The following is a 24690-nucleotide window of genomic DNA, read 5'->3' on the forward strand; positions in this document are numbered from 1 at the left end:
ATATCATTAGTGAATTCAAGGCACAAATCATTTCAATGTGCTATATTTCAGTCAGTTAATAGCATCAGCTATAACCCATACGCTGTAATTTCTGGCGTATTTTTGACATGGTAGGCACTAATCTTTGAAAATAGACAATCGACTCATGAACTTAATGCCCGACCTTGCTGCCTTTATCATGGTGGTAAATGAGGGAACGTTCACAGCAGCAGCCAAACGGCTCAATGTCACCCCGTCAGCACTCAGTAAGCTCATTACGCGATTAGAGAAAGCCTTGTCGGTGAAGTTGTTCAACCGTACAACCCGCACGCTTTATATCACCGAGGCTGGTCAAAAGGTTTATGATCAAGCGGTAATTATGGTCAATGCGGCTCAACAAGCCGTGGATGTCTCTACTTCCGATCACAGTGAGCCATCGGGCACCCTCACCGTGCTGCGCCAGAGGCATTTCTTAACTCCGTGCTGCAACCTTTCATCGCCCCTTTTCTTCAGCGCTACCCCAACATCGAGTTAAAACTTCGCGCTGCCGACGGTGAGATAGATCTGTTTAAAGATGCCATTGACTTGGCGTTCAAGCTCACCGATAAACCCGATGAAAACTTAGTGCTAAAAGAGCTCAGTAAAACCAACCTCGTTTTGTGTGCAAGCCCTGACTACATTGACGCACGTGGCATGCCTACCCATCCAACCGAACTGTTGGATCATGACTGTATTTATCTTGCCGAGACGAGCAATGACAACGTTTGGGATTTTTTGAAAGACGATGATTTTCACACTGTGGCAGTCTCTGGGCGATACGCTGTGAACCACTCACAAATGCGCTTGGCAGGCGTAAAGCAAGGGCTGGGGATTGGCATCTTTCACGACTTTGTGATTCAAGAGGCCTTGGCACAAAAACAGGTCATCCCTGTTCTGCCCGATTGGACAATCAAGAGTAACTATCACGGTGCAATTGCCATGCAGTTCGCGCAAACTAAATATATGCCAGCGCGTTTGCGAGTCTTCATCGACTTCTTTGTTGAAAACTTAAGCTACAAACTATCCACATAACCAATTGAAAAATGGAACACATTTGTTCCATTTCTGATTAGATTTGTCAGTACCATTCGTTCTTAAAATATTGCCGTTCACGCTCATATTTATCGTTTTGTCTCATTAGTAAGAAATCAAGTTGAGAACTTTGTATTGTTTGTTTCAAGACAACAAATATTATCAAACATAGATGGAGCAATACTATGAACGGTCAATCACTCAGAATCACACTTCGTTGGATACACATTATTTGTGCACTGGTCATGGGCACTGCTTTGTACTCGCCTCTACAAAACAATCAAGCATTCATGGCTCTCGTGCTCTATGCCGTAGTACCACTCGTTGCATTATCAGGTGTAGCTATGTGGAAACAAGGCAAAATCATGAAACATCTCAATCATAACAAGCAGAATAGTGCAAAAGCTACGCAGTAATAGTTACAACAGAATTGAGTGAATCAAATCGAATCTCTTTGACGTAGATGAATGGAGAAATTTGTAATGTCGAAACACACGTGTAGCGTATGCGGCTATGTATACAACCCGGAACAAGGTGACACTCGCAATGATGTAGAACCGGGAACGAGTTGGGAAGAATTAAGCAGTGGTTGGAATTGCCCTGTATGCCATGTAGACAAAGACTTTTTTGAAACAGACGATTAGAAAGAAAGCCCTCATTAAATGAGGGCTTTTTAGTGCGAAGCATAACTACTTAACGAAATGCTATAGGGGGTTAGTATTTCGCCAAGATTTTGGCAATCTCATCCGTGTTTTCTGCTGCTACGATGGCGTCGATGTCATCTTCATTTTGGAACAGCTCAGACAGTGCCACAATCGTCTGAATATGACTGTCGGAGTCCATTGCCGCTAGTGTCACTGAAAAGTAAACGTCGCCATTGTCTTCCGATTCCAAATCCACACCGTTCTTGAACACAGTGATTTGAAGCGCCGCTTCGTTCACACCATCTTCTGGACGAGCATGTGGCATCGCAATCTTTGGAGCCAGCACGTAGTAAGCACCAATTTCTGCATGTTTTGCTTTAATCGCCTCCAAGTAGCTCGGCTCAATCTTGCCCTGTTCCAGAAGTTTTGAGCATGTCACCGCTAGCGCGTCGTTAACCGTTAAGTTGCTTTCTGTTGAGATAACAATCCCATCGTTGCCAATTAAATTAAGTAAACTCATGACACAATCCAACCTAAGATAAGACCAACGACACCGAAATCAAAGTCTGCAAACGTTGTCGCTTCTAAGCCCAGACCACCGAGTACAGGAAGCAGTAACATTGGCAGGAACGAGATACACAAACCTTGAGTAAATGAACCTAACACTGCGCCACGCAGACCACCTGTTGCGTTACCGTATACACCAGCTGCACCACCCACGAAGAAGTGAGGTACCACACCCGCTACAATAATTGTCCAGCCAAATGCGCCTTGAATACCCATAGCAACGAGGCCTGCTGCAAATGAGCTAAGGAAACCAATCAATACTGCATTCGGTGCAACCGGGAATACCATAGGACAATCAAGCGCAGGTTTCGCACCCGGTACCAATTTGTCTGAAATTCCTTTAAATGCGGGAACGATTTCTGCTATTAGCATCTTCACACCTTGCAGAACAATGTACACACCACCAGCAAAGACCAATGATTGCATGAAGGTAAACACGACCCAGTTTTGACCGCCAGAGACGCTTTCTACAAATTCGCCACCTGCAATGATAGAGGCAAACATAAAGAAGATTGCCATAGTGGTTGCAACCGCAACCGGCGTGTCACGCAGGAACATAAGGCTTTTAGGTACGTTGATCTCTTCTGTCGATTTAGAGACATCACCAAACTTACTGCCGATAAAGCCAGACACTAGGTAAGAAAGCGTTGAAAAGTGTCCCATCGCAAGCTGATCAGTCCCCATCACCTTAACCGTGTATTTCTGGGCCAAGGCAGGCATGATCACCATCAATGAGCCAACAAGGATTGAACCGATCGCCACGAGCATTGTGCCTTCGATACCCGCTGTAGAAAGGATCACTGCCACTAGCATAGACATGAACATGGTGTGATGACCCGTTAAGAAAATAAACTTAAGCGGAGTAAAACGAGCCAATAAAATATTCACAACAAACGCAAAGAACATAATGAGCGCCATTTCATAACCGAAGGCTTCTTGTGCTAATGCAACAATCGCTTCGTTATTTGGAATAACACCACTTACACCAAAGGCTTCAGTAAATACGACTGAAAAGTTATTTAGCGCACCAACCAATGCTCCAGCACCAAAACCTAAAATTAGGAAACCCATTACGGTTTTAATCGTGCCTTTTAAAATCGTTGAAATATCTGCCTTTTGTGCAACCAAGCCAATAAAAGCAATTAAACCAACCATAATAGCGGGCTCTTTTAATAAGCCCAGCATGAATTCAAAGAAACTAACCATATTTAATCACCTTACATAAAGTTTTTAAGCTGTTCTTCAATTGATGCTTTATCGAAGATATTTGCAAGGCTAACAATGTTAGTTTTTCCAGCTTCAGATAATTGATTGGCAACATCCGTTGCTGCTACCCAAATATCCGCAGTACTTGATGCAGCAGACGACAGATCTTCATGATCAACTTCAGCCTCTAGGCCAATTTTTTTCGCTACTTCTTTTACTGCCATTTCCATCATCAATGAAGTACCAAGACCGTTTCCGCACACAACCATAATCTTTTTCATAATATTTCTTCTCTGTAGGGTGATTCTATTTATTAGATTTAATCTAATTATTGGATGAGAGAATCATAACGAAAACCGCCAAGATCAAAACCGATCCAAGTCACAAAGACAAAATGACCTTGTGAACCAGATCACCAAAATGACGCAAAATTTCGTCAATGTTGTGCATTTAAACCTTTAGTGGTAGATCGAAATCTAGTCAACTATGACCAATAGCACCAGATTAAGTAATCAACTTATAGATTTTGAGTTAAATAAAGGTTTCATTTTTATAGTTTATAAAAATGATAGCGGATTGTGCAGGCAAGGATTATGAAGAAGAGAAAATAGGAAAACGGAGAGGATGAACCGTCAACTACTTACCGTAGTCGGTTAGCATTTTCTTGAGTAGGCTATTAACGTCTTTCGTCTTTTTATTTCGCTTGGTTAACGCAGACAACGACGTTGGTAACTCGATTTTCTTGTTGCTTTCTTCTGGCTCTTCTTGTTTTTCTCGAAGTTTCTGTACTGCAGGAAGAAGCATCCGAATCTCTTCACCATCTTCATCTTCAAGAACAACAATATTTTCTGATTCAACTTGAATAATATTCAGCTGACCGTACTTGCTAGAATAAACAATTTCACCAACTAGAGAGGATTGAACCGGAACAGAGCGATCGGTTAATTGTCCAGCGCGCAACTTAGCGGCAGTAATAGAACGAATATTTCCAGTATTTTCAAATGCAACTATCACAGTATGTGTATTGTAGTATTCCACTACAGTTACATAGCCGTGTTTCTTTGATTCAAATCTAGCACCAATTTGCATATCATGTGGTGCATCCATTTTCTTTATTTGCATTTAACTACCCTAATATTTATATCGTCACTTCAAACCATTTTTAAAGATATAATCTGAAACTACTGACAATATAAAAGTATATACGCTCATTATTGAATAACAAAAGAGTTTTATTCAATAATCTAACCTTGTTTGATTGTTCCAAATTCTATCGCAACTTTACTTAAGGGCGCTAGCGCAAATTAGATAGGATTGTTTTTAATGTTCACTAGCTTTAATAACACCTGTGAATACATCAGCCCAAAAGGGCTGCAAGTGTTGAATGTTAGAGCCTCCGTGAAGCCATGCTATTTGTGTATTGAAGTACGTACTTGGGACTAAGAGCAAGCACTTAGGTGAAACCAGACACTTTGACACAGTTAGCTGCTTGGATATGAATAGACGCTTGGATATAAAAATAGCGCCTAGTGGCGCTATTTAATCTCAAACACTCAATGATGGCTACGACAGATATGCTGCCAGCTTATCTGAGCGTCTCACAACCAACCAGTCGATAACTAAAGTCAGCACAATGGCAAACCCAGCTAACGGAAAGAGCACGCTGATTAGCGCAATGGTTACAACCCCAACTTTCCATACCCCTTCACTTTCAAAACGGGCAGGTACACCTAATCGTTTCGTCGTTTTTGGACGCCTTTGCCACCACATCACGACACCTGTTATCGAAATTGCGATGAAGGCAATACAGAAAAATGCGTTCAAAAGTTTATTTACAACGCTCAAATCACCTTGGTGAAGCGATACGCCAGCTGCCATCAACTTAGCTACGATAGAGTAATCTTGCCAAGTCACATCCATGAGTATTCGGCCACTGTATTGATCGAAATGCGTCGTGCGGTCTTGTCGAGGGTCTATTACGTCCCCCGCCATGGAGTTCGCCGCGACGGTATAGACCCCCAGCTCACCTCTTGGCATGAACACTTTAAATTGAGTAAAACCAAGTTGCTTTGCTCTCTCTACAATGGAGTTAATAGAAACGGATGAATCTAAAAGCGCTGTGCTCTTATCTCCATTGTCACCACTGTGATGGCTGCCATGATCTTCTGATTGCGGCACTTCCGCTAACTCCAGATTCCAAGGAAACTCTTCTTCGCTGCCATGATTGAGATCAGCATGGTTTTGTTTTGAATGGTCGTGGTGGCCATGATGGTGGCCATCGGCTGGTTTGTCCGTCGAACTTGGTTTGTCACCCCATGTATAGTAGGTAGGAAACGTATTCCAACCTTGCACCATTTTTGCTCCCCAAATTCCCGCCCAGGCCAAACCTGACAGGACAAAGAGGAGAAGGACAATCGACAAACCACCGCCTAGATTCGCGTGTAAATCCCTCATGAAGACTCGGCTACCCGATCCCACTCTGAGCTTAAGAAAACCCGCTTTTGAAGCAGCATCGGTTGGCCACCACATATACAAACCCGTGGCTAACAACACAATCATTAGACTGGCCGAAATTTCAATAAAACGATCGCCCAATCCCCAATCAATAAGGTGCCATGAATTTCATTGGCTAACTGATACCAACTTTCACTTCGATCAATCTCTCCAAGTACCTCACCAGTGTATTGGTTGATGGTCACCAAAACGCTAGTGCCATCCTCCTTTGCAATACTGATTCGATTTGCATGTTCAGGATCATGTGACATCACAAACTGTGTGATATTGGCATTCGGATATTCAGCTTGTACCGCTTTGAGTTGCTGTTCTGCGGAGATGTGAGTGTCGGATGGTTGCACTTCGATGATCGAATGATAGCGAGCCAACTCGATCTCATCATCAAACAGCATGACAAGCCCAGTCAGGCTTAACATAATCATAAATGGCACGACGAAAAGCCCAGCGTAAAAATGCCAGCGCCAAGCCATGAAATAGCGCGCTTTAGCATTGTTTGAAGTCGATTGACGTGCGTGGTCCTTAGGTGGAGTCTTTACTTGACTACCCAACATTACGGTATTCCTTTTTTAGAACACAATCATGCCCTTACACTTGCGGTAAGTTATGTTGACTGCGTATGACTTTACTTAGTTTTTGTTTTGTAGTTGTTATGGCGTTAAGAAAAGTACAGCGGCGGGGCGCGAACAATAGCGTGCTCATATCGGACACTTAGAGCCAAAAAAGTGTAGTGAGAGAGCGGCGCTATCGAATGTTGAGCAAAGTATAGTGGTGTTGGAAGCGAATCCTGATGGAAACTGGAGAAGTGACTGAACGGGCAAGGCTTACCATTGTGTGTATTATTAGGTTCACCTTCTTCAACTTGAACCAACTCGAAGCCATTAACGGTACAGAGCGTTGCCCAAACCCCTGCACTTGCGCCATGCGCATTGATGACAGGCATGAGTGTCACCAGCAGCCAACTTAGGGCACTGGCGAATAACATCGGCTTATTCCATTTAGCTGACGCAATCATCATGACACTCAATGGTAAAAAGAAAAATTATACAAAATGCGAGGCCAAGCCTCGCTATTTGGCGATAGAACTGTGAGGTGAATCGATTGTATCCGCCTAATCGAGGTAAGATCGAACAATCTCTTCCACCTCGCCGGACCGTTGCATACGCTCAATAACGTCATCGAACTGAGCCACAAAATCAGCTTTAAACGGATAATCCTGCAAGTTAGTGTTTGTATAGCCTATATGCCCGTGCTCAGTACTGACAATCGCCGCCTGCGAAAAGACCAGTTCAGTGGGGAGCTCACCTTTATTTTTCATATTTCGGATTTGCCATAGAATTGAAATACGATCATTTAGATAGCAGTCAATCCTTTGGGAGCGTAGCTTTAAAATGTTCTCGCGATTATCTTCCGCTGACTTTAAGTCAACCTTGCCCTCTTCCACTGCGCGCCAGAAGGCTTTTCCTCCCAATGCAAACTCGTCATTAATACCAATGGTTAAGCCATAAAAATCACTTGGCCAATGAGGTAGCTTTGTTGCAAATGGCACTTGAGGATGACAATAAACCGCAACGTGTTCTTCGAGAATTTTGCGAGAATAGGGATGAATATAGTGTCGTCTGTCTTCGTAGTAATAGGGAGGAAATAATCCAAAACCCCGCCCTGTTTCGATCAGTTTTAGGCCACGTTTCCATGGAACAGGCACAATGGACACTTGGTAATTTTCCATCTTAGAAAACGCCACAGACAAGATCTCTGCGTAGATTCCTCTCGCTTTCCCATCTTCTTCGTAACTGTATGGGGGTAGGCGTCATCGGCATAAATAGTTACTTTTGTGGGTGTAGCGAATAAAGGAAACGATGCGAGCAAGGCTAACATCATGTTTAACCGTAACAAACGCACCTCCTAGCCATTTCCTTATATTTTAACTTTAGTAGACAACCACTTTGTTACAGGGAAATAAAACAAAAAAAGCGTAAGAATCTATGAGTTCTTACGCTTTTTAAGAGTTTTGACACGTTTGGAACTTACCTAAAAAACTTATCCAAACAGCCTTTTCCAAATGCTTGGATTACGTCGATCGTGAAACTCAATTCTCAGGTCATCCACTTCACGAAGAGCCTGTTGAGCGGCTTCTAGCTCGCCCTCTTCTAAGTGCGCTTCCACGCCTTCGATGACGACGGTGAGCTTATCAAAACCTTCGGTATAAAGTTCGGTACGCTCTTCTGGGTGCTCGGCTTGATTGGCCATTTCCACCAGCTCAGCTAAGTTCGCCACCGGTTGTTTCATTGCTTCAACAGACTGTGCTTCAGCGGCTTGTTTAAACTCAAAGCTCATCTTCTTCATGGTTTGATTCATATCGAAGTCAGCGGCAAGCACAGACATTGACATTACAGACATTGAAAGCAGCGCCGCAGAACGCAAACTCGCGGCCAGCAATTGTTTTGTTTTTTTCATTGTTATTCTTAAAGGCTGATTTTTGAAGGCGTTATTGTAAACAAAATAAGTCTATAAAAGCATCGCAAAAATGTTTCAAACTGCGTTAAGAGCCACTCGTTCAACACGCCTTCCTAATCTATAACCCCATTACTGGTCGCCACATCTCTTCAAGCTCTTCATCTGTCGGCATTTTTCCATGTTCAATGGTTTTTACCACCCGACATGGGTTGCCCACCGCAACGCTGTCCGCTGGTATATCTTTAGTCACCACACTTCCTGCACCAATGATGGTTCTATCGCCAATGGTCACACCATCTAAAATAATTGCGCCGGCTCCAATCCAAACACTGTCTCCTATGGTGATCGGATTGCCAATCGCGATAGGGCGAACTCGTTCTGCGAGATCGAATGGATGACCTGCGGTACTAATCACAACATTAGGTCCAATTTGCACATACTCACCGAGGTAGACAGGCGCAAGGTCGAGGATAGTGACACCAGTATTTAAGAAACCGCCATTCTTAAAAAAGATGTTCTCGCCCATATCACAGTAGAACGGCGGCACGATAACAACGCCATTCGCACTGCCAAGCAATGAATTGACAATTTCAGCTTTCTTCGCATTTTCGGATGGTCGTGCATGGTTGAAATCATACAGTTTCTCCTTCACTTGAGTTTGGAACTCACACAGCTCTGGAGTAATTGGAATATGCACTGAAAAATCAGACAGTTTGCTACTCATTGACAACCTCTTGGGGAAAAAGAATACGTAGACCCATAATCTTAGGTCCGGAAGTCAGCCGTCAACTATCCCCATTAGTTTGGTATGTATTTGTGATTGTTAGCGCATTTCAAAGTTTAGCTCTCAGAGAACAGTCTCATAGTTGATGAGCATAAAGTCACTAACTCAATCAAGAGAATCGCTCGAAACCATGATAGAGAATATTTCGATTAGGCATTAAGATCGTGCATGGGCAAGCAAGAAGCTATGTTAGATCGGAATACTCTTCGATAGGACCTCGTCCTCTCAGGACCAGAAAATCAAGAAACTGTTTGCACGAATGGGTGATCACCTGACTCGACGGCATGTTCACTTTATCTAATAGCTCCGCCACCAGCTCCAGTTGCCCGACATCCGCACAGAAATGCGCATCACTGCCCGATGTGATAAACGCACCTTCCGCTTTTGCAATCTGAGCGATCTCATGACAACGCTCTACGCTGCCTACTCGGCTGTTGCCTCGCAAGGTGGTGTTGTTGATCTCGATGGCGACGTTATGTTGCGCCGCTTTCTCAATCACTGCCTCGAAATCAAAATCGAAGTTTGGGTTACCAAGGTGACCCAGAGCGTCCACTTTCCCACTTTCTATAGCGGCAATTAGAGCTCTGGTATGCTCCGCTTTAGTTGCAGGCCTAAAAACAGGCTCATGAAAGCTGCCAATGACCCAATCCAGATTTTTTAATGAGCTTTCCGGAAGGTCAATTTCACCCTGAGTATTGAGGATATTGGCTTCGACACCTCTAATCACAGCAACACCTTCCAAAAAGCGTGGCAGTACTCGTTGGTTGGAGAAAAACCAGAAATGGGGCGCGCCAGGCATCGACTCTGCATGATCCGTTGTGCAGAACATTTTCATCCCGTTCTCTTTTGCCAAGCGGGCATTCTCGATCAAAGTGCTGTAGGCATGCCCACTGGCATAGGTGTGAGTATGAGTGTCGACGACCAATTTCATAAGAGACTCTAAGTATTAAGATTTGCTTTAGTGTATCAAGTATTGTCACCCTCACACAGCAACTTAATGAGGGGAAGTGCCTTTTCCCAACCACTGTTAAACATAGCGGTGAAATCTGGGTGAGTCGTCACGTTCACTCTTAAAATAACGCCCTTTTGTTGCTCGGTTATTTCAAACGCTTCAGACGAACCAATCCACTTCATCGCGATGTCACTGTCGACATCTTGTACATGATCAGGAGTAAAAATCGAGACATGGTGGTAAGCGAGGCTGCGGTTCATCTCTGCTCTATCCACCACCGCACGGCTACCACCTAAGTTAGGGTCAAAAAAGATCACTTCCTCACCACTGGCCCAATTACCTTCAAACTGAGACTCCGGCGAAAACGCGATGGCCCATTGCCTGTAATACCCTGCGTCTGTCAGGCGTTGCCAAACTTCCTGTGGCGATGCGTCAATTTCAATCTGATACGTCAAGCTCAACATAGTTACTTCCCATACACTTTTCCTCTAATAGGTATAGTCGAAGTTGGAAAAACTGTCTTGTTTTCTGCCAGTTACATTTTGAATGTCATTTTCTTTACTTGGCAAACCACACGGATTTTTGCAACCCTTCCAGATTGAACAATACTTAATAAGATTATAAACAAATGGATCTTGTTATGAGAAAACGTCGATACTCGCTGAGTATTCACATCACTAGCCTATTTCTAATACTGACGACACTCGTCGGGGCGGTGCTCATAGCGATCAGTTACCAACACTCAAGGGAGTTGCTAACTGGCAGCGCTCAAGAACTGAGTAACGAAAATAGTCGCAAGCTTGAATCCATTTTCAAACAAAGCACCGCCCCTATTTTGACTACGCTCGATTTCATGGCGTTGAACCCTATCATCGACCAAGACTCAGCACCCTATAAAGAGACTCGTTGGCTTACTTCTATCGACCTTATCTTTAACCGTAACCCGGGGTTGGTTGCACTCTACTACGCGAACAGCAATGGCAACTTCACCATAATCCGTCCACTTAGGAACAATAAGTCGCGGCAGCGATTTAACGCACCTGACAAAGCCAGCATGCTGATACACTTTACCAAACCGGATGGCCTTAATGAGTATCACTTCCTTGATGGTAATCATAAACGGATCAGTAAGACTTCTGATGATTCCAATGAGTTCGATCCTAGAGTCCGGCCTTGGTTCCTCAATGCAGAGTCTGACGGCGAAATTAGGCTAACAGAGCCATATTTTTTTTACTTCTTAAAGGCCAATGGCGTGACATTGTCGCGCCGCTCACCTGATGGAGAGAAAGTCGTAGCAGCCGATTTCACTCTCGATTCCTTGTCTCAGCAGATCAGCGAGATCGGCTTTTCCAGCAACTCAAAACTCATCTTGTTTGACAACAGCTTTACCCCCCTCGCCCAGCATCAATCTGGTCTTGACCTAACTCAGCCAAAAGAGACATTCGCACCGCGACTTGAAGATAGCATGTTCCGACCAATCCTCAATCGCATTAGCAGCCAAACACTATATGCAACGTCCACCGACCAAGATGGCGATTGGTCAATCACACTTACACCGGTTGCACTCAATAAACATGTACGACTGTTACTAGCTGAAGCCACTCCTCAAGATGATTTGGTCGCAAACCTACTTTCAATGCGAGATAGGCAAGTCACCGTTGCTTTGATCATGATGTTCTTCAGCTTCTTGATCGTTTGGTATGTTTCAAAACGGCTGGCTAACCCACTTCAGAATTTGGTGCTACTTACCGATAACATTGCCCGATTCGACTTTAAAAAAACCCGCTACCCAAAAAGTTTTATCAAAGAAGTAGCGAATCTCACCGAGTCGATTGAGCTAATGGAGCACACGCTTCATGACCTACTTAGCTTGCTTAGAGATACGGCGGGCAATCAAGATTTTGCCTTGCTCGCTAGAACGATTACCCATCAAAGCTATTTAGTAACAAAAGCAGAGACAATTTTGCTCTCTGTTTATTCAGAGCAAGACTCAAAATTTAGTATCGCTGCCAATCACGCCATCATCCCATTTAAGATCGACATTAATGAACTGCTATTCAACACCGCATGGCTGATGACGGATTTGAAAAAAGGCGAAATTATTCACCTCAACCGAGGCGATAATGCCCTCAAACCGTTTAGCGATGTGCTCTACAACTCTGATATATACCTCTTCCCTCTGCTCAATCGCGAGCATCAATTGGTAGGAATACTGACTCTAGGGTACGAGCGCCCAATCACCGAAGAGCAATACGACAAACATGCTTTCCTTCGCGAGTTGCTGAGCTTTGCCGAAATTGCAAAAGAAAATATCGACCAAATGCAGCAGCAAAAGGACATGCTCAATGCATTTATCGAGTTAATAGCTTCAGCCATTGATACCAAATCGCCATACACCGGAAGCCATTGCCAGCGCATTCCTGAGTTATCCAAAATGCTTACAGAAGTTGCGGCAAAAGATAAAACTTACTTCTCCTATTTCGAAATGAGTTCAACGGATTGGGAAGCTCTTCATCTGGCGTCTTGGCTGCATGACTGCGGCAAAGTCACCACGCCCGAATATGTCATCGACAAAGCGACCAAGCTTGAAACCATTTATGATCGAATCCATGAAATCAGAATGCGCTTCGAGTTACTCAAGACCCAAGCTCAAGCAGACTATTGGCAAGGCGTGGCTGAAGGGGGCGATCCGCATAAACTCGGTCAGGTGCTTCAAGACAAACATGCGCAGCTTGACGATGACTTCGCTTTTGTCGCAGAGTGCAATATTGGTAGTGAGAACTTAGATGACGAACATATTGAACGACTAGAACGCATCGCTCAGGTAACTTGGACTCGAACATTAGATGATCAAATCGGGATCTCATGGATCGAAAAAGAACGTGCGCAACCTTCCGCTAAACTGCCCACCACCGAGTCGCTTTTGGCGAATAAAGCCAATCATAAAATCCCTTGGGCTGACGGTATGAGCCCTCAAAATGTTTGGACTGAAAACTACGTATTGCAACCAGGCGACGTCAAATATGATCGCGGAGAATTGTATAACCTCAGCATTAAACAAGGCACATTAACGGCAGAAGAACGCTTCATCATCAATGATCACATCATTCAGACCCACATTATGTTGAACAAGCTCCCTTATCCGGAGCATTTGCAAAAAGTCCCTGAAATTGCAGGCGGCCATCATGAGCGTGTCGATGGTAAGGGTTATCCTAAAGGACTAAATGCAGAGCAACTTTCTGTACCTGCGCGCATTATGGCCATTGCCGATGTATTTGAAGCGCTCACATCGAGCGACAGGCCGTATAAGAAAGCCAAAAGCCTAGAGAAATCTATCAATATCATGACCCACATGGCCACTTCCGGCCACATCGATCCGAAACTCTACATCTTGTTCCTAGAACATGAAATTTATCAAAACTATGCGGATATGTTCCTAGATAAGGAACAACATAGTGTTATTGATAAGCAGCAGCACATTGCTCGAGTTAAAGAGTATCTTAAGTCTTTGATTTAATATCCTCATCCTTGTGGTGGTACAAATAGCCCACTTTTAAGTATTTGCTCTACAAGTAATCTCATTACTAGAACAGTTTTTTACTGACTTTATTTGTCTAAAATTCAACAAGTTAACATCATGAAGCACGATAATTTAATCGATTGCATTTTCAAGTATTGATGTAAATCAATTTGTCATACACAATAGCCGACCGTGTAAAAGTGATCGGCATCACTTTTAGTGACCAGTGAGAACCATGGGTAATACCTATCACATCAATAGATAGCGCCTATTATCTATAATGGATTTTCGTTGTTAACGTGTATTTAGACTAACTGCCGCGTTCTTAAAGGAAAGAAGATGGTAATACCTGAAAATAGTAGCATCGTTATTTTTGGTGCTTCCGGAGACTTAACTTATCGTAAGTTGATTCCTGCTCTCTACCACTTATATGCGAGCAATCAACTGCCAAAAACTTTCACCATTCTAGGTGTTAGCCGCACAGAATACAGCGATGAGTCTTACCGCGAAAAACTAAAGCGCTCACTTCAGGAAATGGAAAAGACGGAACCTGATACACTCAACGCGTTTGTAGAACACTTGCACTATCAAGCAATCAATACTTCTGATAGCCAAGACTACGCAAAGCTCGTAACTCGCCTTGATGAACTGGCCGACAAGTACCAGTTCGAGCAGCAAAACACCCTATTCTATTTGGCAACACCACCGAGCCTATACAGCGTGATTCCTGCAAGCCTTGCTGAGCATGGTTTGAACGACGAATCAAACGGTTGGAAACGCCTCATCATCGAAAAACCCTTTGGTTACGATCTTGAATCAGCTCAAAAGCTAGATAAAGAGATCCACGAGCATTTCCAAGAACATCAAATCTACCGTATCGACCACTACCTCGGTAAAGAAACGGTTCAAAACCTTCTGGTATTCCGTTTCTCTAACGCGATGTTTGAGCCGCTATGGAACCGCAACTTCATCGATTACGTTGAAATCACAGGTGCTGAGTTCCTCGGTGTTGAAGAACGTGGTGGCTACTACGATGGCTCTGGTGCGGTTCGTGACATGTTCCAAAACCACCTACTGCAAGTATTGGCGATGGTTGGTATGGAGCCACCAGCACAAATCAACGCGGATTCTATGCGTGATGAGGTTGTTAAAGTTCTGCAATGTCTGAAGCCTTTAGACGAAGAATCACTGCGTAACGACTTGGTTCTGGGTCAATACACAGCATCGGACGTTCGTGGTCAGCACCTTGTAGGCTACCGCGAAGAAAACGGCGTTGCCGATGATTCTCGTACAGAAACGTACATCGGCCTGAAAGCTTACATCAACAACTGGCGTTGGAACGGCGTACCATTCTACGTGCGTACTGGTAAACGTCTACCAACTCGTGTAACGGAAGTGGTTATTCACTTCAAACGCACGCCGCACCCAGTATTTGGTCAAGATGCACCAGAGAACAAACTTATCATTCGAATCCAACCAGACGAAGGGATTCAAATGAGCTTTGGCTTGAAGGAACCAGGGGCAGGTTTCCACGCAAAAGAAGTGAAAATGAACTTCCACTACGCGTCATTGCAAGAGACACAAATGCTTACGGCTTATGAGCGACTTTTACTTGATGCTCTAAACGGTGATGCTACTCTGTTTGCACGTAGCGATGCGGTTGAAGCTTGCTGGAAATACGTTCAACCAATTCTCGACTTTAAACAAGATCCACAAGCATTGTTTGGCTATGCATGTGGTACATGGGGCCCGAAAGAGGCAGACGATCTACTGCAACGCAGTGACCGCGCTTGGCGCTTCCCATGTAAGAACCTAACCGATACGGACTACTGCGAACTATGATCAATCATAAGATTTTTCAAACCGCTGAACAGGTAGTAGAAAGCCTAGCGAACGACATGAAAGCGTTTAGCGAACAAGGCCGCCCTGTTCATATTTCACTTTCTGGTGGCAGCACACCTAAGATGCTGTTTAAGCTACTTGCAACCGATGCTTACGCTTCAACTATTCAGTGGAACAACCTCCACTTTTGGTGGGGTGATGAGCGCTGCGTAGCACCGGACGATGCAGAAAGTAACTACGGCGAAGCGAATGCTTTGCTGTTTAGCAAAGTAAACCTGCCTGCGGAGAACATCCACCGCATCCTAGGTGAAAATGAGCCTAAAGCAGAAGCTGAGCGCTTTGCAAAAGAGATGGCAGACGTCATCCCAACAGAAAATGGCACGCCTGTTTTCGATTGGATTTTATTGGGTGTTGGCGCAGACGGTCATACCGCTTCCCTATTCCCAGGGCAAACAAACTATCAAGATGAGAACCTATCTGTTTTGGCATCTCATCCTGAATCAGGCCAAATTCGCGTTTCTAAAACTGCAAAAGTTTTGGAAGCCGCTAAACGTATCAGCTACCTAGTGCTTGGCGCGGGTAAAGTTGAAATCGTTCACGAAATTCATACGACTCCTGCTAATGATCTGCCTTATCCGGCGGCGAAAATCCAGTCTAAAACTGGTGAAACGGAGTGGTACTTAGATTCTGACGCAGCAGCAAAAATCGCGTAATGCGAGCGTCCAAATAGGAAAATTGGAGAGAAACAATGAAAGGTGATATCGGTGTAATTGGCCTAGCAGTAATGGGTCAAAACCTTATCCTAAACATGAACGACCACGGCTTTAAAGTAGTGGCTCACAACCGTACTGCTGCGAAGGTAGATGAATTCCTTGAAGGCCCAGCAAAAGGCACAAACATTGTTGGTGCTTACTCACTAGAAGAGCTAGTAGAGAAGCTAGAAGCGCCACGTAAAGTGATGCTAATGGTTCGCGCGGGTGCTGTTGTTGATGCATTCATCGACAACCTAATCCCACTTCTAGACGAAGGCGACATCATTATCGACGGTGGTAACACTAACTACCCAGATACGAACCGTCGCGTTGCACATTGTCGTGAAAAAGGCATTCACTTCATCGGTACTGGTGTATCTGGTGGTGAAGAAGGTGCGCGTTTCGGTCCTTCAATCATGCCTGGCGGTTCTGCGGAAGCTTGGGAAGCAGTTAAGCCTATCTTCCAAGGTATCTCAGCAAAAACTGACGCTGGCGAGCCTTGTTGTGATTGGGTTGGTAACGACGGTGCTGGCCACTTCGTTAAGATGGTTCACAACGGCATCGAATACGGTGACATGCAGCTAATCACTGAAGCATACCAGTTCATGAAAGATGGTCTTGGTATGTCTGCAGACGAAATGCAAGCAGTATTCGCTGACTGGAACAAAACAGAACTAGACAGCTACCTTGTTGAAATCACAGCAGACATCCTTGGCTACAAAGATGAAGATGGTGAGCCTCTAGTTGAAAAAATTCTAGACACAGCTGGCCAAAAAGGTACGGGTAAATGGACAGGTATCAACGCGCTTGACCTAGGTATTCCTCTAACGCTTATCTCTGAGTCTGTATTCTCACGTTGTCTATCTGCGCTTAAAGACCAGCGTGTTGAAGCTGAATCGCTATTTGGCAAGACTATCACGCCAGTTGAAGGCGACAAGCAAGAGTGGGTTGAGGCTCTTCGTCAGGCTCTTCTAGCGTCTAAGATCATCTCTTACGCTCAAGGCTTCATGCTAATGCGCGAAGCATCAAACGAGAATGGTTGGGACCTAAACTACGGTAACGTTGCACTAATGTGGCGCGGTGGTTGTATCATCCGCTCTGCATTCCTAGGCAACATCCGTGATGCGTACGAAGCGAACCCAGACATCGCATTCCTTGGTTCAGATGACTACTTCAAAGGCATCCTACAAAACAGCCTAAGCGCATGGCGTAAGGTTGCAGCTAAGTCGCTAGAAGCAGGCATCCCAATGCCTTGTACTATCTCTGCACTTTCGTTCCTAGACGGCTACACAACAGCCCGTCTGCCAGCGAACCTACTTCAAGCTCAACGTGACTACTTCGGTGCTCACACTTATGAGCGTACTGATCGTCCACGTGGTGAGTTCTTCCACACTAACTGGACGGGTACAGGCGGCGACACTGCATCTACTACTTACGACGTTTAATGTTCATCTGCATTAAATAACCAAGTAAAACAAAATGTTAAGGCCAAGTCATTTTTTATGACTTGGCTTTTTTATTTGAGCTTTAACCAAAAAGGCGTAGAAGTGTTTTGTGATCAACCTCTAATCTCATCCTATAATTTATTCGACATGGGGGAGTTGCATTATCAATCTCTTCGTTATCGTGTCATTACCTACTAATTGATTGAGGTTTTGTTATGACCATTAATAAGCGCTTTATATTCGTCCCAAACGAGATAGAAGATGAGGCCATTCAGAAGTTAGCTTCTGAAAAGTCAGCACAAGAAACTCAACGTCAGCAACTAGTTAAACAGGCTCAGAAACAAGGCGGCTTGCAGTAACGCCAAGTTTCAACGTTTAAAAACCGTCGAAAGGCGGTTTTTTATCGGGGTAAAAATAGCCAAATGTGCTCACTTTGCTCTAGATCAGTAATTATCACAAAATATCATCAAAGACATTCGATATTGATTTGCACAATCAGGTCCAAAGCCGTAGACTCCTCGGCTTTGCAAATAGAACCTAGGCAAATTACCCTAATTCGATACTTTTAATGAAACTTAATGCATTTTAGATGCTGTAGCCTTCAGTTCACATCGAATACTTCTTAGCTGACATTCAGCTTACCTGCCATCTTTCACGCCCAACATTGGCGTTCGCTATTTGCTTCGGTCCTACGGACGGCACCAATTCTATCTATGGAAGGTTAACCTTCTAACCCTGTGTTAGACAGACAATAGGAGACATTATGCCTCAAGGTTTAATGCTATCTGACTTGGCAATTGCAGGTGCTCTGCTCATTTTCGCCAAGCTACTGCGCGTGCGTATTACACTGCTGCAGAAAATCTACATCCCCTCCGCCGTGTTAGCAGGCTTATTCGGTCTCGCACTTGGCCCTGCTATGTTAGATGTACTTCCATGGACAGATACGTTCACAGCCAACGCAGGTATCCTTACTGCTGCCCTTTTCTCTGCACTTGGCTTAGCGACAGATGTTCCATCACCCAAAACCGTGGCCACTCGCGCAGGTTCAATGTGGGCATTCAACCAAATCGCATCCGTTTCTCAATGGTTGTTCGCTGCTATGTTTGGCCTAGTGATTACTACCCTATTTTGGCCAGAAGTGAGTGGTGCGCTAGGCGTTACCATGTCTGCTGGTTTCATGGGGGTCATGGCACCTCCGCGGTCGTCGGTGACATCTTTAGTTCGTTAGGCTGGGAAGATGCATTTTCGATCAGTTTGACCTTCGCTACGGTCGGCATCTTCTTATCAATTTCGATTGGTATGCTGATCCTTCAAGTCGCATTGAAAATGGGTTGGATAAAAACCTTTACCAGCTTCAACAATATGGATGAGTTTCAGCGTAAAGGTCTAATTAAGCCAAAGCAGCAGCAAGCAGTAATGAAAGACACGATGTCGTCGCTATCTGTCGATGCGTTCGCTATCCATGCTGCCCTTGTCGTTATTGTCACTGCGTTTTCGTATGTCTCTGCGGGCTATTTGTCATCGTTTCATGACCAAGTGCAAATCCCAACCTTCGTTACAGGCTTTTTAGGCGGTATGTTAGTGCGAATTATCGCTAAACAAACCAAAGCTTCTGAGTACCTTTGTGACGTCGCTTTTAATCATGCTGCTGGTATGAGTACGGATTATCTGATCATCTTTGGCATCTCATCCATCAAAATCACTGTGCTTGCCGCGTACCTTGCCCCGATGATTGTATTGGCCTTTGGTGGTGTATTGTTCACCCTATGGCTAGTCCTTTGGGTCGCACCACGCATCATGGGCGACAACTGGTTTGAAAAAGGTATTTTCTCATGGGGTTGGTTAACCGGCACGGTTGCAATGGGTATCGCTTTACTTCGCATCGTCGATCCAAACATGCGCAGCAAAGTTCTCGATGACTACGCCATCGCTTATGTTCCCGGTTCGATTACTGACATTTTCATTATCTCGCTAATGCCACTGGCTATGTATCACGGTATGCACTGGCACGCGCTCGCAGCAGGATTGAGCTACATTGCTGTTGTGCTGTTCATTTGGCGCTTCGTTTTTACCCGTATTGGCAAAACGGCAACACAGTAGCCCAATTAAACACTCAACAAGCACACGCAACATAAAAAAGCCGCTCATATGAGCGGCTTTTTGTCGGCGATTTCTTTTATTGGCGAATCACATCCTGTGTGCCAAGTATCCTATATCGCTTCTCTTTTGTTGGGGAAGAGTCGATTCTTTAAGTAAACAATGCCTGTCACAATCAAGCCTCCTACAGAGACAGTGAACAGAGCAGGCATGGACATGATCCAAGCAAAGATGGCTAACATACAGGCGATGAATGCCGTCATTCTGCTTCCTGACATTACGCGGCCGAGCTTTCGAGAAGTGAACTTATTAGACGCAGTCATAGTACCCTCCTTACCTGTCACATTGTTTACTATGTCTAGGCTTTTTGTCTAAGTTCATGGTGCCAAAATTTGGTGTTTTTTTCATCAAGGGTTGGATGGTTTACTCTACGGGATCACGTTGATTTTAGAACGTTTTAGATTTCTGACATTTGTTTATATTTTGTTCACCAGACTGCCGAAGTTGTTCTTTTTATCACCAATTCCAACAAATGTGACTCCAACTTGAAACACGAGTACAAATCGACTGGCAAGCTTAAAAAGCTGAACTATTCTCCAAGAATACAAGGCTTAAAGGTTACTGCTATGTCCCATGTTTTTCATCGTCATTGCCACGCTTCACTCCCTATCATCTCTCACGGACATGGCGCATATCTTTATGATACCCGCGGCAAAAAATACTTCGATGCCTGTGGTGGAGCCGCTGTGTCTAACCTTGGACACGACAATGAACAAGTAAAGCAAGCCATCCAGAAGCAGATGAATGACATTCCATACGCCCACACCGGTTTTTTTACCAACCAAGCCAGTGAAGACTTAGCGGAAAAGCTTATCGAACTTGCGCCCAGTTCCCTAACTCACGTTTACTTTTCCAGTGGTGGTTCCGAAGCGGTCGAAGCAGCGTTAAAGATGGCAAGGCAGTACTATCTTGAACAAGGTAAAACCAGCAAAACTCAATTTATTGCTCGTCATCAGAGTTACCACGGTAATACCCTTGGGGCGCTGTCTGTTGGTGGCAACCATTGGCGTAGAGAGCCGTTCAAAGCCATCATGGCGGCCTCTAACCATATAGAACCTTGCTACCCTTATCGATTCAAACAAAACAACGAAACAGACGAAGCATACTCTGACCGCTGTGCGCAAACTTTAGAAGATACCATCTTACAAATGGGGCCAGAGAATGTGATGGCCTTCGTCGCCGAACCGATTGTCGGTGCAACTTCTGGTGCTGTGGTTCCCACCCAAGGCTACTTCAAGAAAATTCGCGAGATCTGCTCCCGATACGATGTACTGTTGATATTAGATGAAGTGATGTGTGGTGCGGGACGTAGCGGGCGATTTTATGCCTTTGAGCACGAAGACATTACCCCTGATATCGTGACCATAGCCAAAGGTTTAGGGGCTGGCTACCAACCCATTGGCGCAACAGTCGTGAGCAGCGAAATATTCGATGCTATCTCACAGGGCAGTGGCTTCTTTCAGCATGGTCACACCTTTATGGGCCACCCAATGGCTTGCGCTGCAGGGCTTGCGACTATTACCTACATCATGGAACACAATCTGCTCGAGAGAGTTTCAATACTTGGCGATGCTTTACACTCTAAACTTCAAGGGACATTAGGGCATCAAAACTACATTGGTGAAATTCGGGGACGCGGGCTATTCCTAGGTATTGAGATTGTTGCAGATAAGCAAACCAAAATCCCACACTCTGCCGACGTTCCAATCGCTAAGTTGATCAAATCGGCCGCCATGGATGAAGGCTGATGATTTATCCTATGGGTGGCACGATTGATGGTAAGCAAGGCAATCACATTCTGCTAGCCCCGCCCTTTATCTTGGAAGATGCGCAGTGTGATGAGATTGTCGACAAGCTCAATGCTAGCCTGCAAAGCGTGATGAGACATCTTGGAGATGATCACTAATGAACCACGCTAAAATAGGAATTATTGTTGCACCCAACGGAGCCACTAAGTCGAAACAAACCCACGGTGCTCTACCAATTACACCGACAGAGATTGCTCAAACCGTGGATGAGTGCCGGTTAGAGGGAGCGACTATGGTTCACTTGCACGCTCGGGATGCGTTGGGGCTCATTCGCTTGAGATTGAAGATAACCTACGAACCTACCACGAGGTAAGACAGCGTGTAGGTGATGACATCGTGATTCAACTCACCACTGAGGCCGTCGGAAAATATTCACCTCAACAGCAAATGGCCCTCATAAAAGCGGTAAAGCCCGAAGCAGCTTCTTTTGCAATCAAAGAGTTGATTCCATCGGACCATGATCGCCCTATCGCACGCGACTTCTTTGCGTGGGTTAAAGAAGAAAACATCACGGCTCAATACATCGTTTATTCCGTTGATGATCTAAAACGCTACATAGATCTTATAGAAAATCAGATACTTCCAACGCAAAATCATCATCTTTTGCTAGTCTTAGGAAGATACAGCGAGCAATTATTGTCCAATCCAACTGACTTGTTACCTTTTTTCCCAACTTTGCAACAGGTTAAGTGCCGTTGGGCGGTATGCGCCTTTGGACCTCGCGAGTTACACTGTTTGACTGCAGCAGCACTCTTGGGAGGGGACGTTCGAATCGGGTTTGAAAACAACCATTTGGATATATTCGGCCGACCTGCCAAAGGTAATGCTCAGCAAGTGAAACAACTGAAAAATACACTATCAATGCTCAACATTGGAACTTATGACGCAAACGCATTCAGGGCCATTATTAAGGAGTGTTGAACTTTCGAGCTGATTTTTACAGTTCTTTGTGGAAAATTTAACCGCGAAAGGTCAACACACCCCAATCAATAAACAGCTCAGGTTTTCGTCACTGTACTAACCTCAACATAAGGAAATACCATGAAGCGACTTAAGTCATTTGTCACCGCTACCACTGCAACTCTATTACTTGGTGCGGCAGGCACTGCGGTAGCTCAAGACCGATTTGTCACGATTGGCACAGGGGGTGTCACAGGGGTTTACTACCCAACAGGTGGCGCAATTTGTCGCCTAGTCAACAAGTCACGCAGTGAACACAACATCCGCTGTTCGGTCGAAAGTACTGGCGGCTCAATCTACAACATCAACACCATTCGCGCTGGTGAACTTGACCTTGGTATTGCACAATCTGACTGGCAGTACCACGCTTACAACGGTACAAGCAAGTTCGAAGATAAAGGTGAGTTTAAAGACCTTCGCGCTGTATTCTCTGTTCACCCAGAACCGTTCACGGTAGTGGCGCGCGCAGATGCAGGCATCAAAACGTTTGAAGACCTAAAAGGTAAGCGCGTCAATATTGGTAACCCTGGCTCTGGCCAACGCGGCACAATGGAAGTGTTGATGGGCGAGTATGGTTGGACCAACAGCGACTTCAAACTGGTTTCTGAGCTTAAAGCATCAGAGCAATCAAAAGCACTCTGTGACAACAAAATCGATGCCATGATCTACACCGTTGGTCACCCAAGTGGCGCAATCAAGGAAGCAACGACTTCTTGTGACAGCGTAGTTGTGTCAGTGGCTGGTAAGCAAGTAGACAAGCTAGTTGCGGATAACAGCTTCTACCGTATCGCAAACGTACCTGGCGGCATGTACCGTGGTAACGAAGCAGATACTGCAACGTTTGGTGTTGGCGCAACGTTTGTATCTTCAACAGCCGTGCCAGAAGACGTGGTGTACAACATTGTGAAAGCAGTATTTGAAAACTTCGATGACTTCCGTCGTCTACACCCTGCTTTCGCGAACCTGAAAAAAGAAGAGATGGTGAAAGATGGCCTTTCAGCACCACTTCACCCAGGTGCTGAGAAGTACTACCGTGAAGTAGGCCTTCTTAAGTAAATACCCTCTTGGGTAATTACTTAGTGAAACAATCCTAAAGCAAAAGCGCTTACCTTGGTAAGCGCTTTTCTTTTCACTTAAAATCCTGCTCTAGACGATTGCTGCTGGACGCCAGTAAACATCGTAAAAGAAGTATAGAGTAATCGCAGCGCTTGATGCGGTGACAAAGTGTCTGACAACGTACTGAGGCAATACACGGGATACTCTCGCCGCAAGGTAACCACCCACTAAAGTACCGAGCAACACCGCTAAACCACGCGGCCAATCAATAGAGTCGTTAACCACAAAGATACTAATTGCCGTGAGAGATACTGCGGATGAGATCAGCAGCTTAAGCCCGTTCATGGCGTTAATGTTGGTGTAACCCACCAAAACTAGGTAACTCAGCACGATTATCCCTAACCCAGCATTAAAAAAGCCGCCATAGGCAGACACACTCACCAATAATAAGCCAGATAGAACAAAGGCCGCGCCACGCCCCACTGCGCTATTTCCAATGCCCAACCGACCGTTGATGGCCGAAATTGATTGATTGATCTTTTGGCCAAACACAAACAGGACAGTCGCAAAAAGCAGCAGCCAAGGAATGGCTTCGATGAAAAGTTCTTCAGAGGTGTTCAACAGCAGATAGGCTCCTAACCCACCACCAATAAAGCTAAAAATCAGGATATGCCACAACTTATCTGAGTGCTGGGCAATCTCTTTTCGAAATCCATAGCTGCCACTTAGGTAGCCTGCGCACGCTGCGAAGGTATTGGTGGCATTAGCTGCAATAGGTGGCACTCCCACCCACATTAACGCAGGAAAGGTAATAAAGCTTCCGCCTCCTGCCACAGAATTGATGACCCCACCGGCAACACCCGCGAAAAATAGCAGCATCCACTCCATCGACTCACCACCCACAGCCTTTTTAACATATTGTTTACACGATACTTGGGTTAACCAATGATGTAAATGCGACTAAAGCGCTAGAAGATGT

General features: G+C 44.9%; 21 protein-coding genes and 5 pseudogenes. 13 read left to right on the forward strand and 13 right to left on the reverse strand.

Features of this window, described 5'->3' with window-relative positions; all coding sequences use genetic code 11:
- Window positions 1-145 precede the first annotated feature (145 nt).
- The 3 genes and pseudogenes from UA76_RS13735 (at window position 146) to UA76_RS23075 (ending at window position 1694) form a co-directional block, all read left to right on the forward strand.
- Window positions 146-1050 (forward strand): annotated as a pseudogene (locus UA76_RS13735) (LysR family transcriptional regulator).
- A 185-nt stretch (window positions 1051-1235) separates the two neighbouring features.
- Window positions 1236-1466: a hypothetical protein gene (locus tag UA76_RS13740; RefSeq protein ID WP_047047164.1), complete on the forward strand. Its 231-nt coding sequence runs from the start codon at window positions 1236-1238 to the stop codon at window positions 1464-1466.
- Window positions 1467-1532: 66 nt separating this feature from the next.
- The gene (locus UA76_RS23075; RefSeq protein ID WP_075202580.1) at window positions 1533-1694 is read left to right on the forward strand and encodes a rubredoxin; all 162 of its coding nucleotides are present in this window, start codon (window positions 1533-1535) and stop codon (window positions 1692-1694) included.
- A gap of 70 nt (window positions 1695-1764) precedes the next feature.
- Here the strand turns inward: UA76_RS23075 and UA76_RS13745 are convergent, their stop codons facing one another.
- The 11 genes and pseudogenes from UA76_RS13745 to UA76_RS13795 form a co-directional block, all read right to left on the reverse strand.
- Window positions 1765-2214, reverse strand: coding sequence for a PTS sugar transporter subunit IIA (locus UA76_RS13745; RefSeq protein ID WP_047047166.1), 450 nt, complete (start codon window positions 2212-2214; stop codon window positions 1765-1767).
- Window positions 2211-3467: a PTS ascorbate transporter subunit IIC gene (locus UA76_RS13750; protein WP_047047169.1), complete on the reverse strand. Its 1257-nt coding sequence runs from the start codon at window positions 3465-3467 to the stop codon at window positions 2211-2213. Before UA76_RS13750 ends, UA76_RS13745 begins: the two co-directional genes overlap by 4 nt.
- An 11-nt stretch (window positions 3468-3478) precedes the next feature.
- Complete coding sequence (locus UA76_RS13755) at window positions 3479-3748, reverse strand: PTS sugar transporter subunit IIB (RefSeq protein ID WP_047047172.1); 270 nt, start codon at window positions 3746-3748, stop codon at window positions 3479-3481.
- 355 nt (window positions 3749-4103) lie between these two features.
- Complete coding sequence (locus UA76_RS13760; protein ID WP_202906949.1) at window positions 4104-4574, reverse strand: hypothetical protein; 471 nt, start codon at window positions 4572-4574, stop codon at window positions 4104-4106.
- 456 nt (window positions 4575-5030) lie between these two features.
- Window positions 5031-6532, reverse strand: a pseudogene (locus UA76_RS13765) (PepSY-associated TM helix domain-containing protein).
- Window positions 6533-6636: 104 nt separating this feature from the next.
- Entirely contained in the window at window positions 6637-6993 is a 357-nt protein-coding gene (locus tag UA76_RS13770) for a hypothetical protein (protein ID WP_047047177.1), read from the reverse strand.
- Window positions 6994-7089: 96 nt separating this feature from the next.
- Window positions 7090-7856 (reverse strand): annotated as a pseudogene (locus UA76_RS13775) (substrate-binding periplasmic protein).
- Window positions 7857-8018: 162 nt separating this feature from the next.
- Window positions 8019-8402: a cytochrome b562 gene (locus tag UA76_RS13780; protein ID WP_238322310.1), complete on the reverse strand. Its 384-nt coding sequence runs from the start codon at window positions 8400-8402 to the stop codon at window positions 8019-8021.
- A gap of 151 nt (window positions 8403-8553) precedes the next feature.
- Window positions 8554-9159 carry a sugar O-acetyltransferase gene (locus tag UA76_RS13785; protein ID WP_047047183.1) on the reverse strand — a complete coding sequence of 202 codons (606 nt, stop codon included), beginning with the start codon at window positions 9157-9159 and terminating at the stop codon, window positions 8554-8556.
- Between the two features lie 244 nt (window positions 9160-9403).
- Window positions 9404-10150, reverse strand: a complete 747-nt coding sequence (locus UA76_RS13790) for a phosphatase (protein ID WP_047047184.1) — start codon at window positions 10148-10150, stop codon at window positions 9404-9406.
- 35 nt (window positions 10151-10185) lie between these two features.
- Window positions 10186-10635 carry an SRPBCC family protein gene (locus UA76_RS13795; RefSeq protein WP_047047187.1) on the reverse strand — a complete coding sequence of 150 codons (450 nt, stop codon included), beginning with the start codon at window positions 10633-10635 and terminating at the stop codon, window positions 10186-10188.
- Between the two features lie 176 nt (window positions 10636-10811).
- On the opposite strand from UA76_RS13795, the gene UA76_RS13800 reads away from it, so the two are divergent.
- From UA76_RS13800 to UA76_RS13820, 6 genes and pseudogenes are all read left to right on the forward strand, one after another.
- Complete coding sequence (locus tag UA76_RS13800) at window positions 10812-13688, forward strand: HD domain-containing phosphohydrolase (protein ID WP_047047190.1); 2877 nt, start codon at window positions 10812-10814, stop codon at window positions 13686-13688.
- A 342-nt stretch (window positions 13689-14030) separates the two neighbouring features.
- Window positions 14031-15533, forward strand: a complete 1503-nt coding sequence (zwf, locus tag UA76_RS13805) for a glucose-6-phosphate dehydrogenase (RefSeq protein WP_047047194.1) — start codon at window positions 14031-14033, stop codon at window positions 15531-15533.
- Entirely contained in the window at window positions 15530-16246 is a 717-nt protein-coding gene (gene pgl, locus UA76_RS13810; RefSeq protein ID WP_047047196.1) for a 6-phosphogluconolactonase, read from the forward strand. Before zwf ends, pgl begins: the two co-directional genes overlap by 4 nt.
- Before the next feature lie 35 nt (window positions 16247-16281).
- Window positions 16282-17730: a decarboxylating NADP(+)-dependent phosphogluconate dehydrogenase gene (gnd, locus tag UA76_RS13815; RefSeq protein ID WP_047047199.1), complete on the forward strand. Its 1449-nt coding sequence runs from the start codon at window positions 16282-16284 to the stop codon at window positions 17728-17730.
- Between the two features lie 215 nt (window positions 17731-17945).
- Entirely contained in the window at window positions 17946-18089 is a 144-nt protein-coding gene (locus UA76_RS24115) for a hypothetical protein (RefSeq protein WP_202906946.1), read from the forward strand.
- A gap of 404 nt (window positions 18090-18493) precedes the next feature.
- Window positions 18494-19830: pseudogene (locus UA76_RS13820) on the forward strand (sodium/glutamate symporter).
- 110 nt (window positions 19831-19940) lie between these two features.
- On the opposite strand, the gene UA76_RS13825 reads toward UA76_RS13820, so the two are convergent.
- A complete protein-coding gene (locus UA76_RS13825) occupies window positions 19941-20150 on the reverse strand; it encodes a hypothetical protein (protein WP_047047204.1) in 210 nt (69 codons plus the stop codon).
- A gap of 303 nt (window positions 20151-20453) precedes the next feature.
- Between UA76_RS13825 and UA76_RS13830 the strand changes: the two are divergent.
- From UA76_RS13830 to UA76_RS13840, 4 genes and pseudogenes are all read left to right on the forward strand, one after another.
- Window positions 20454-21793: pseudogene (locus tag UA76_RS13830) on the forward strand (aspartate aminotransferase family protein).
- The gene (locus tag UA76_RS25675; RefSeq protein WP_420340919.1) at window positions 21793-22008 is read left to right on the forward strand and encodes a 3-keto-5-aminohexanoate cleavage protein; all 216 of its coding nucleotides are present in this window, start codon (window positions 21793-21795) and stop codon (window positions 22006-22008) included. The pseudogene UA76_RS13830 and the gene UA76_RS25675 overlap by 1 nt, the downstream one beginning before the upstream one ends.
- Complete coding sequence (locus tag UA76_RS13835) at window positions 21906-22616, forward strand: 3-keto-5-aminohexanoate cleavage protein (RefSeq protein WP_420340920.1); 711 nt, start codon at window positions 21906-21908, stop codon at window positions 22614-22616. Before UA76_RS25675 ends, UA76_RS13835 begins: the two co-directional genes overlap by 103 nt.
- Window positions 22617-22736: 120 nt before the next feature.
- On the forward strand, window positions 22737-23711 hold the full coding sequence (locus UA76_RS13840) for a TAXI family TRAP transporter solute-binding subunit (RefSeq protein WP_047047207.1): 975 nt from the start codon (window positions 22737-22739) through the stop codon (window positions 23709-23711).
- A gap of 90 nt (window positions 23712-23801) precedes the next feature.
- On the opposite strand, the gene UA76_RS13845 is transcribed toward UA76_RS13840, so the two are convergent.
- Window positions 23802-24599 carry a sulfite exporter TauE/SafE family protein gene (locus UA76_RS13845; RefSeq protein ID WP_047047210.1) on the reverse strand — a complete coding sequence of 266 codons (798 nt, stop codon included), beginning with the start codon at window positions 24597-24599 and terminating at the stop codon, window positions 23802-23804.
- Window positions 24600-24690: the final 91 nt, after the last annotated feature.

Source organism: Vibrio mexicanus (genome assembly GCF_001012815.1).
Taxonomy (GTDB): domain Bacteria; phylum Pseudomonadota; class Gammaproteobacteria; order Enterobacterales; family Vibrionaceae; genus Vibrio; species Vibrio mexicanus.

Excerpts from the sequence above, each read along its gene's own strand:
- UA76_RS13755 (WP_047047172.1), bottom strand. The coding sequence starts at position 3,748 with ATGAAAAAGATTATGGTTGTGTGCGGAAACGGTCTTGGTACTTCATTG.
- UA76_RS13840 (WP_047047207.1), top strand. The coding sequence starts at position 22,737 with ATGAAGCGACTTAAGTCATTTGTCACCGCTACCACTGCAACTCTATTA.
- UA76_RS13785 (WP_047047183.1), bottom strand. The coding sequence starts at position 9,159 with ATGAGTAGCAAACTGTCTGATTTTTCAGTGCATATTCCAATTACTCCA.
- UA76_RS13770 (WP_047047177.1), bottom strand. The coding sequence starts at position 6,993 with ATGATTGCGTCAGCTAAATGGAATAAGCCGATGTTATTCGCCAGTGCC.
- UA76_RS13800 (WP_047047190.1), top strand. The coding sequence starts at position 10,812 with ATGAGAAAACGTCGATACTCGCTGAGTATTCACATCACTAGCCTATTT.
- UA76_RS13745 (WP_047047166.1), bottom strand. The coding sequence starts at position 2,214 with ATGAGTTTACTTAATTTAATTGGCAACGATGGGATTGTTATCTCAACA.
- pgl (WP_047047196.1), top strand. The coding sequence starts at position 15,530 with ATGATCAATCATAAGATTTTTCAAACCGCTGAACAGGTAGTAGAAAGC.
- UA76_RS24115 (WP_202906946.1), top strand. The coding sequence starts at position 17,946 with ATGACCATTAATAAGCGCTTTATATTCGTCCCAAACGAGATAGAAGAT.
- UA76_RS13790 (WP_047047184.1), bottom strand. The coding sequence starts at position 10,150 with ATGAAATTGGTCGTCGACACTCATACTCACACCTATGCCAGTGGGCAT.
- UA76_RS23075 (WP_075202580.1), top strand. The coding sequence starts at position 1,533 with ATGTCGAAACACACGTGTAGCGTATGCGGCTATGTATACAACCCGGAA.
- UA76_RS25675 (WP_420340919.1), top strand. The coding sequence starts at position 21,793 with ATGAACCACGCTAAAATAGGAATTATTGTTGCACCCAACGGAGCCACT.
- gnd (WP_047047199.1), top strand. The coding sequence starts at position 16,282 with ATGAAAGGTGATATCGGTGTAATTGGCCTAGCAGTAATGGGTCAAAAC.
- UA76_RS13740 (WP_047047164.1), top strand. The coding sequence starts at position 1,236 with ATGAACGGTCAATCACTCAGAATCACACTTCGTTGGATACACATTATT.
- zwf (WP_047047194.1), top strand. The coding sequence starts at position 14,031 with ATGGTAATACCTGAAAATAGTAGCATCGTTATTTTTGGTGCTTCCGGA.
- UA76_RS13795 (WP_047047187.1), bottom strand. The coding sequence starts at position 10,635 with ATGTTGAGCTTGACGTATCAGATTGAAATTGACGCATCGCCACAGGAA.
- UA76_RS13750 (WP_047047169.1), bottom strand. The coding sequence starts at position 3,467 with ATGGTTAGTTTCTTTGAATTCATGCTGGGCTTATTAAAAGAGCCCGCT.
- UA76_RS13760 (WP_202906949.1), bottom strand. The coding sequence starts at position 4,574 with ATGGATGCACCACATGATATGCAAATTGGTGCTAGATTTGAATCAAAG.
- UA76_RS13845 (WP_047047210.1), bottom strand. The coding sequence starts at position 24,599 with ATGGAGTGGATGCTGCTATTTTTCGCGGGTGTTGCCGGTGGGGTCATC.
- UA76_RS13825 (WP_047047204.1), bottom strand. The coding sequence starts at position 20,150 with ATGACTGCGTCTAATAAGTTCACTTCTCGAAAGCTCGGCCGCGTAATG.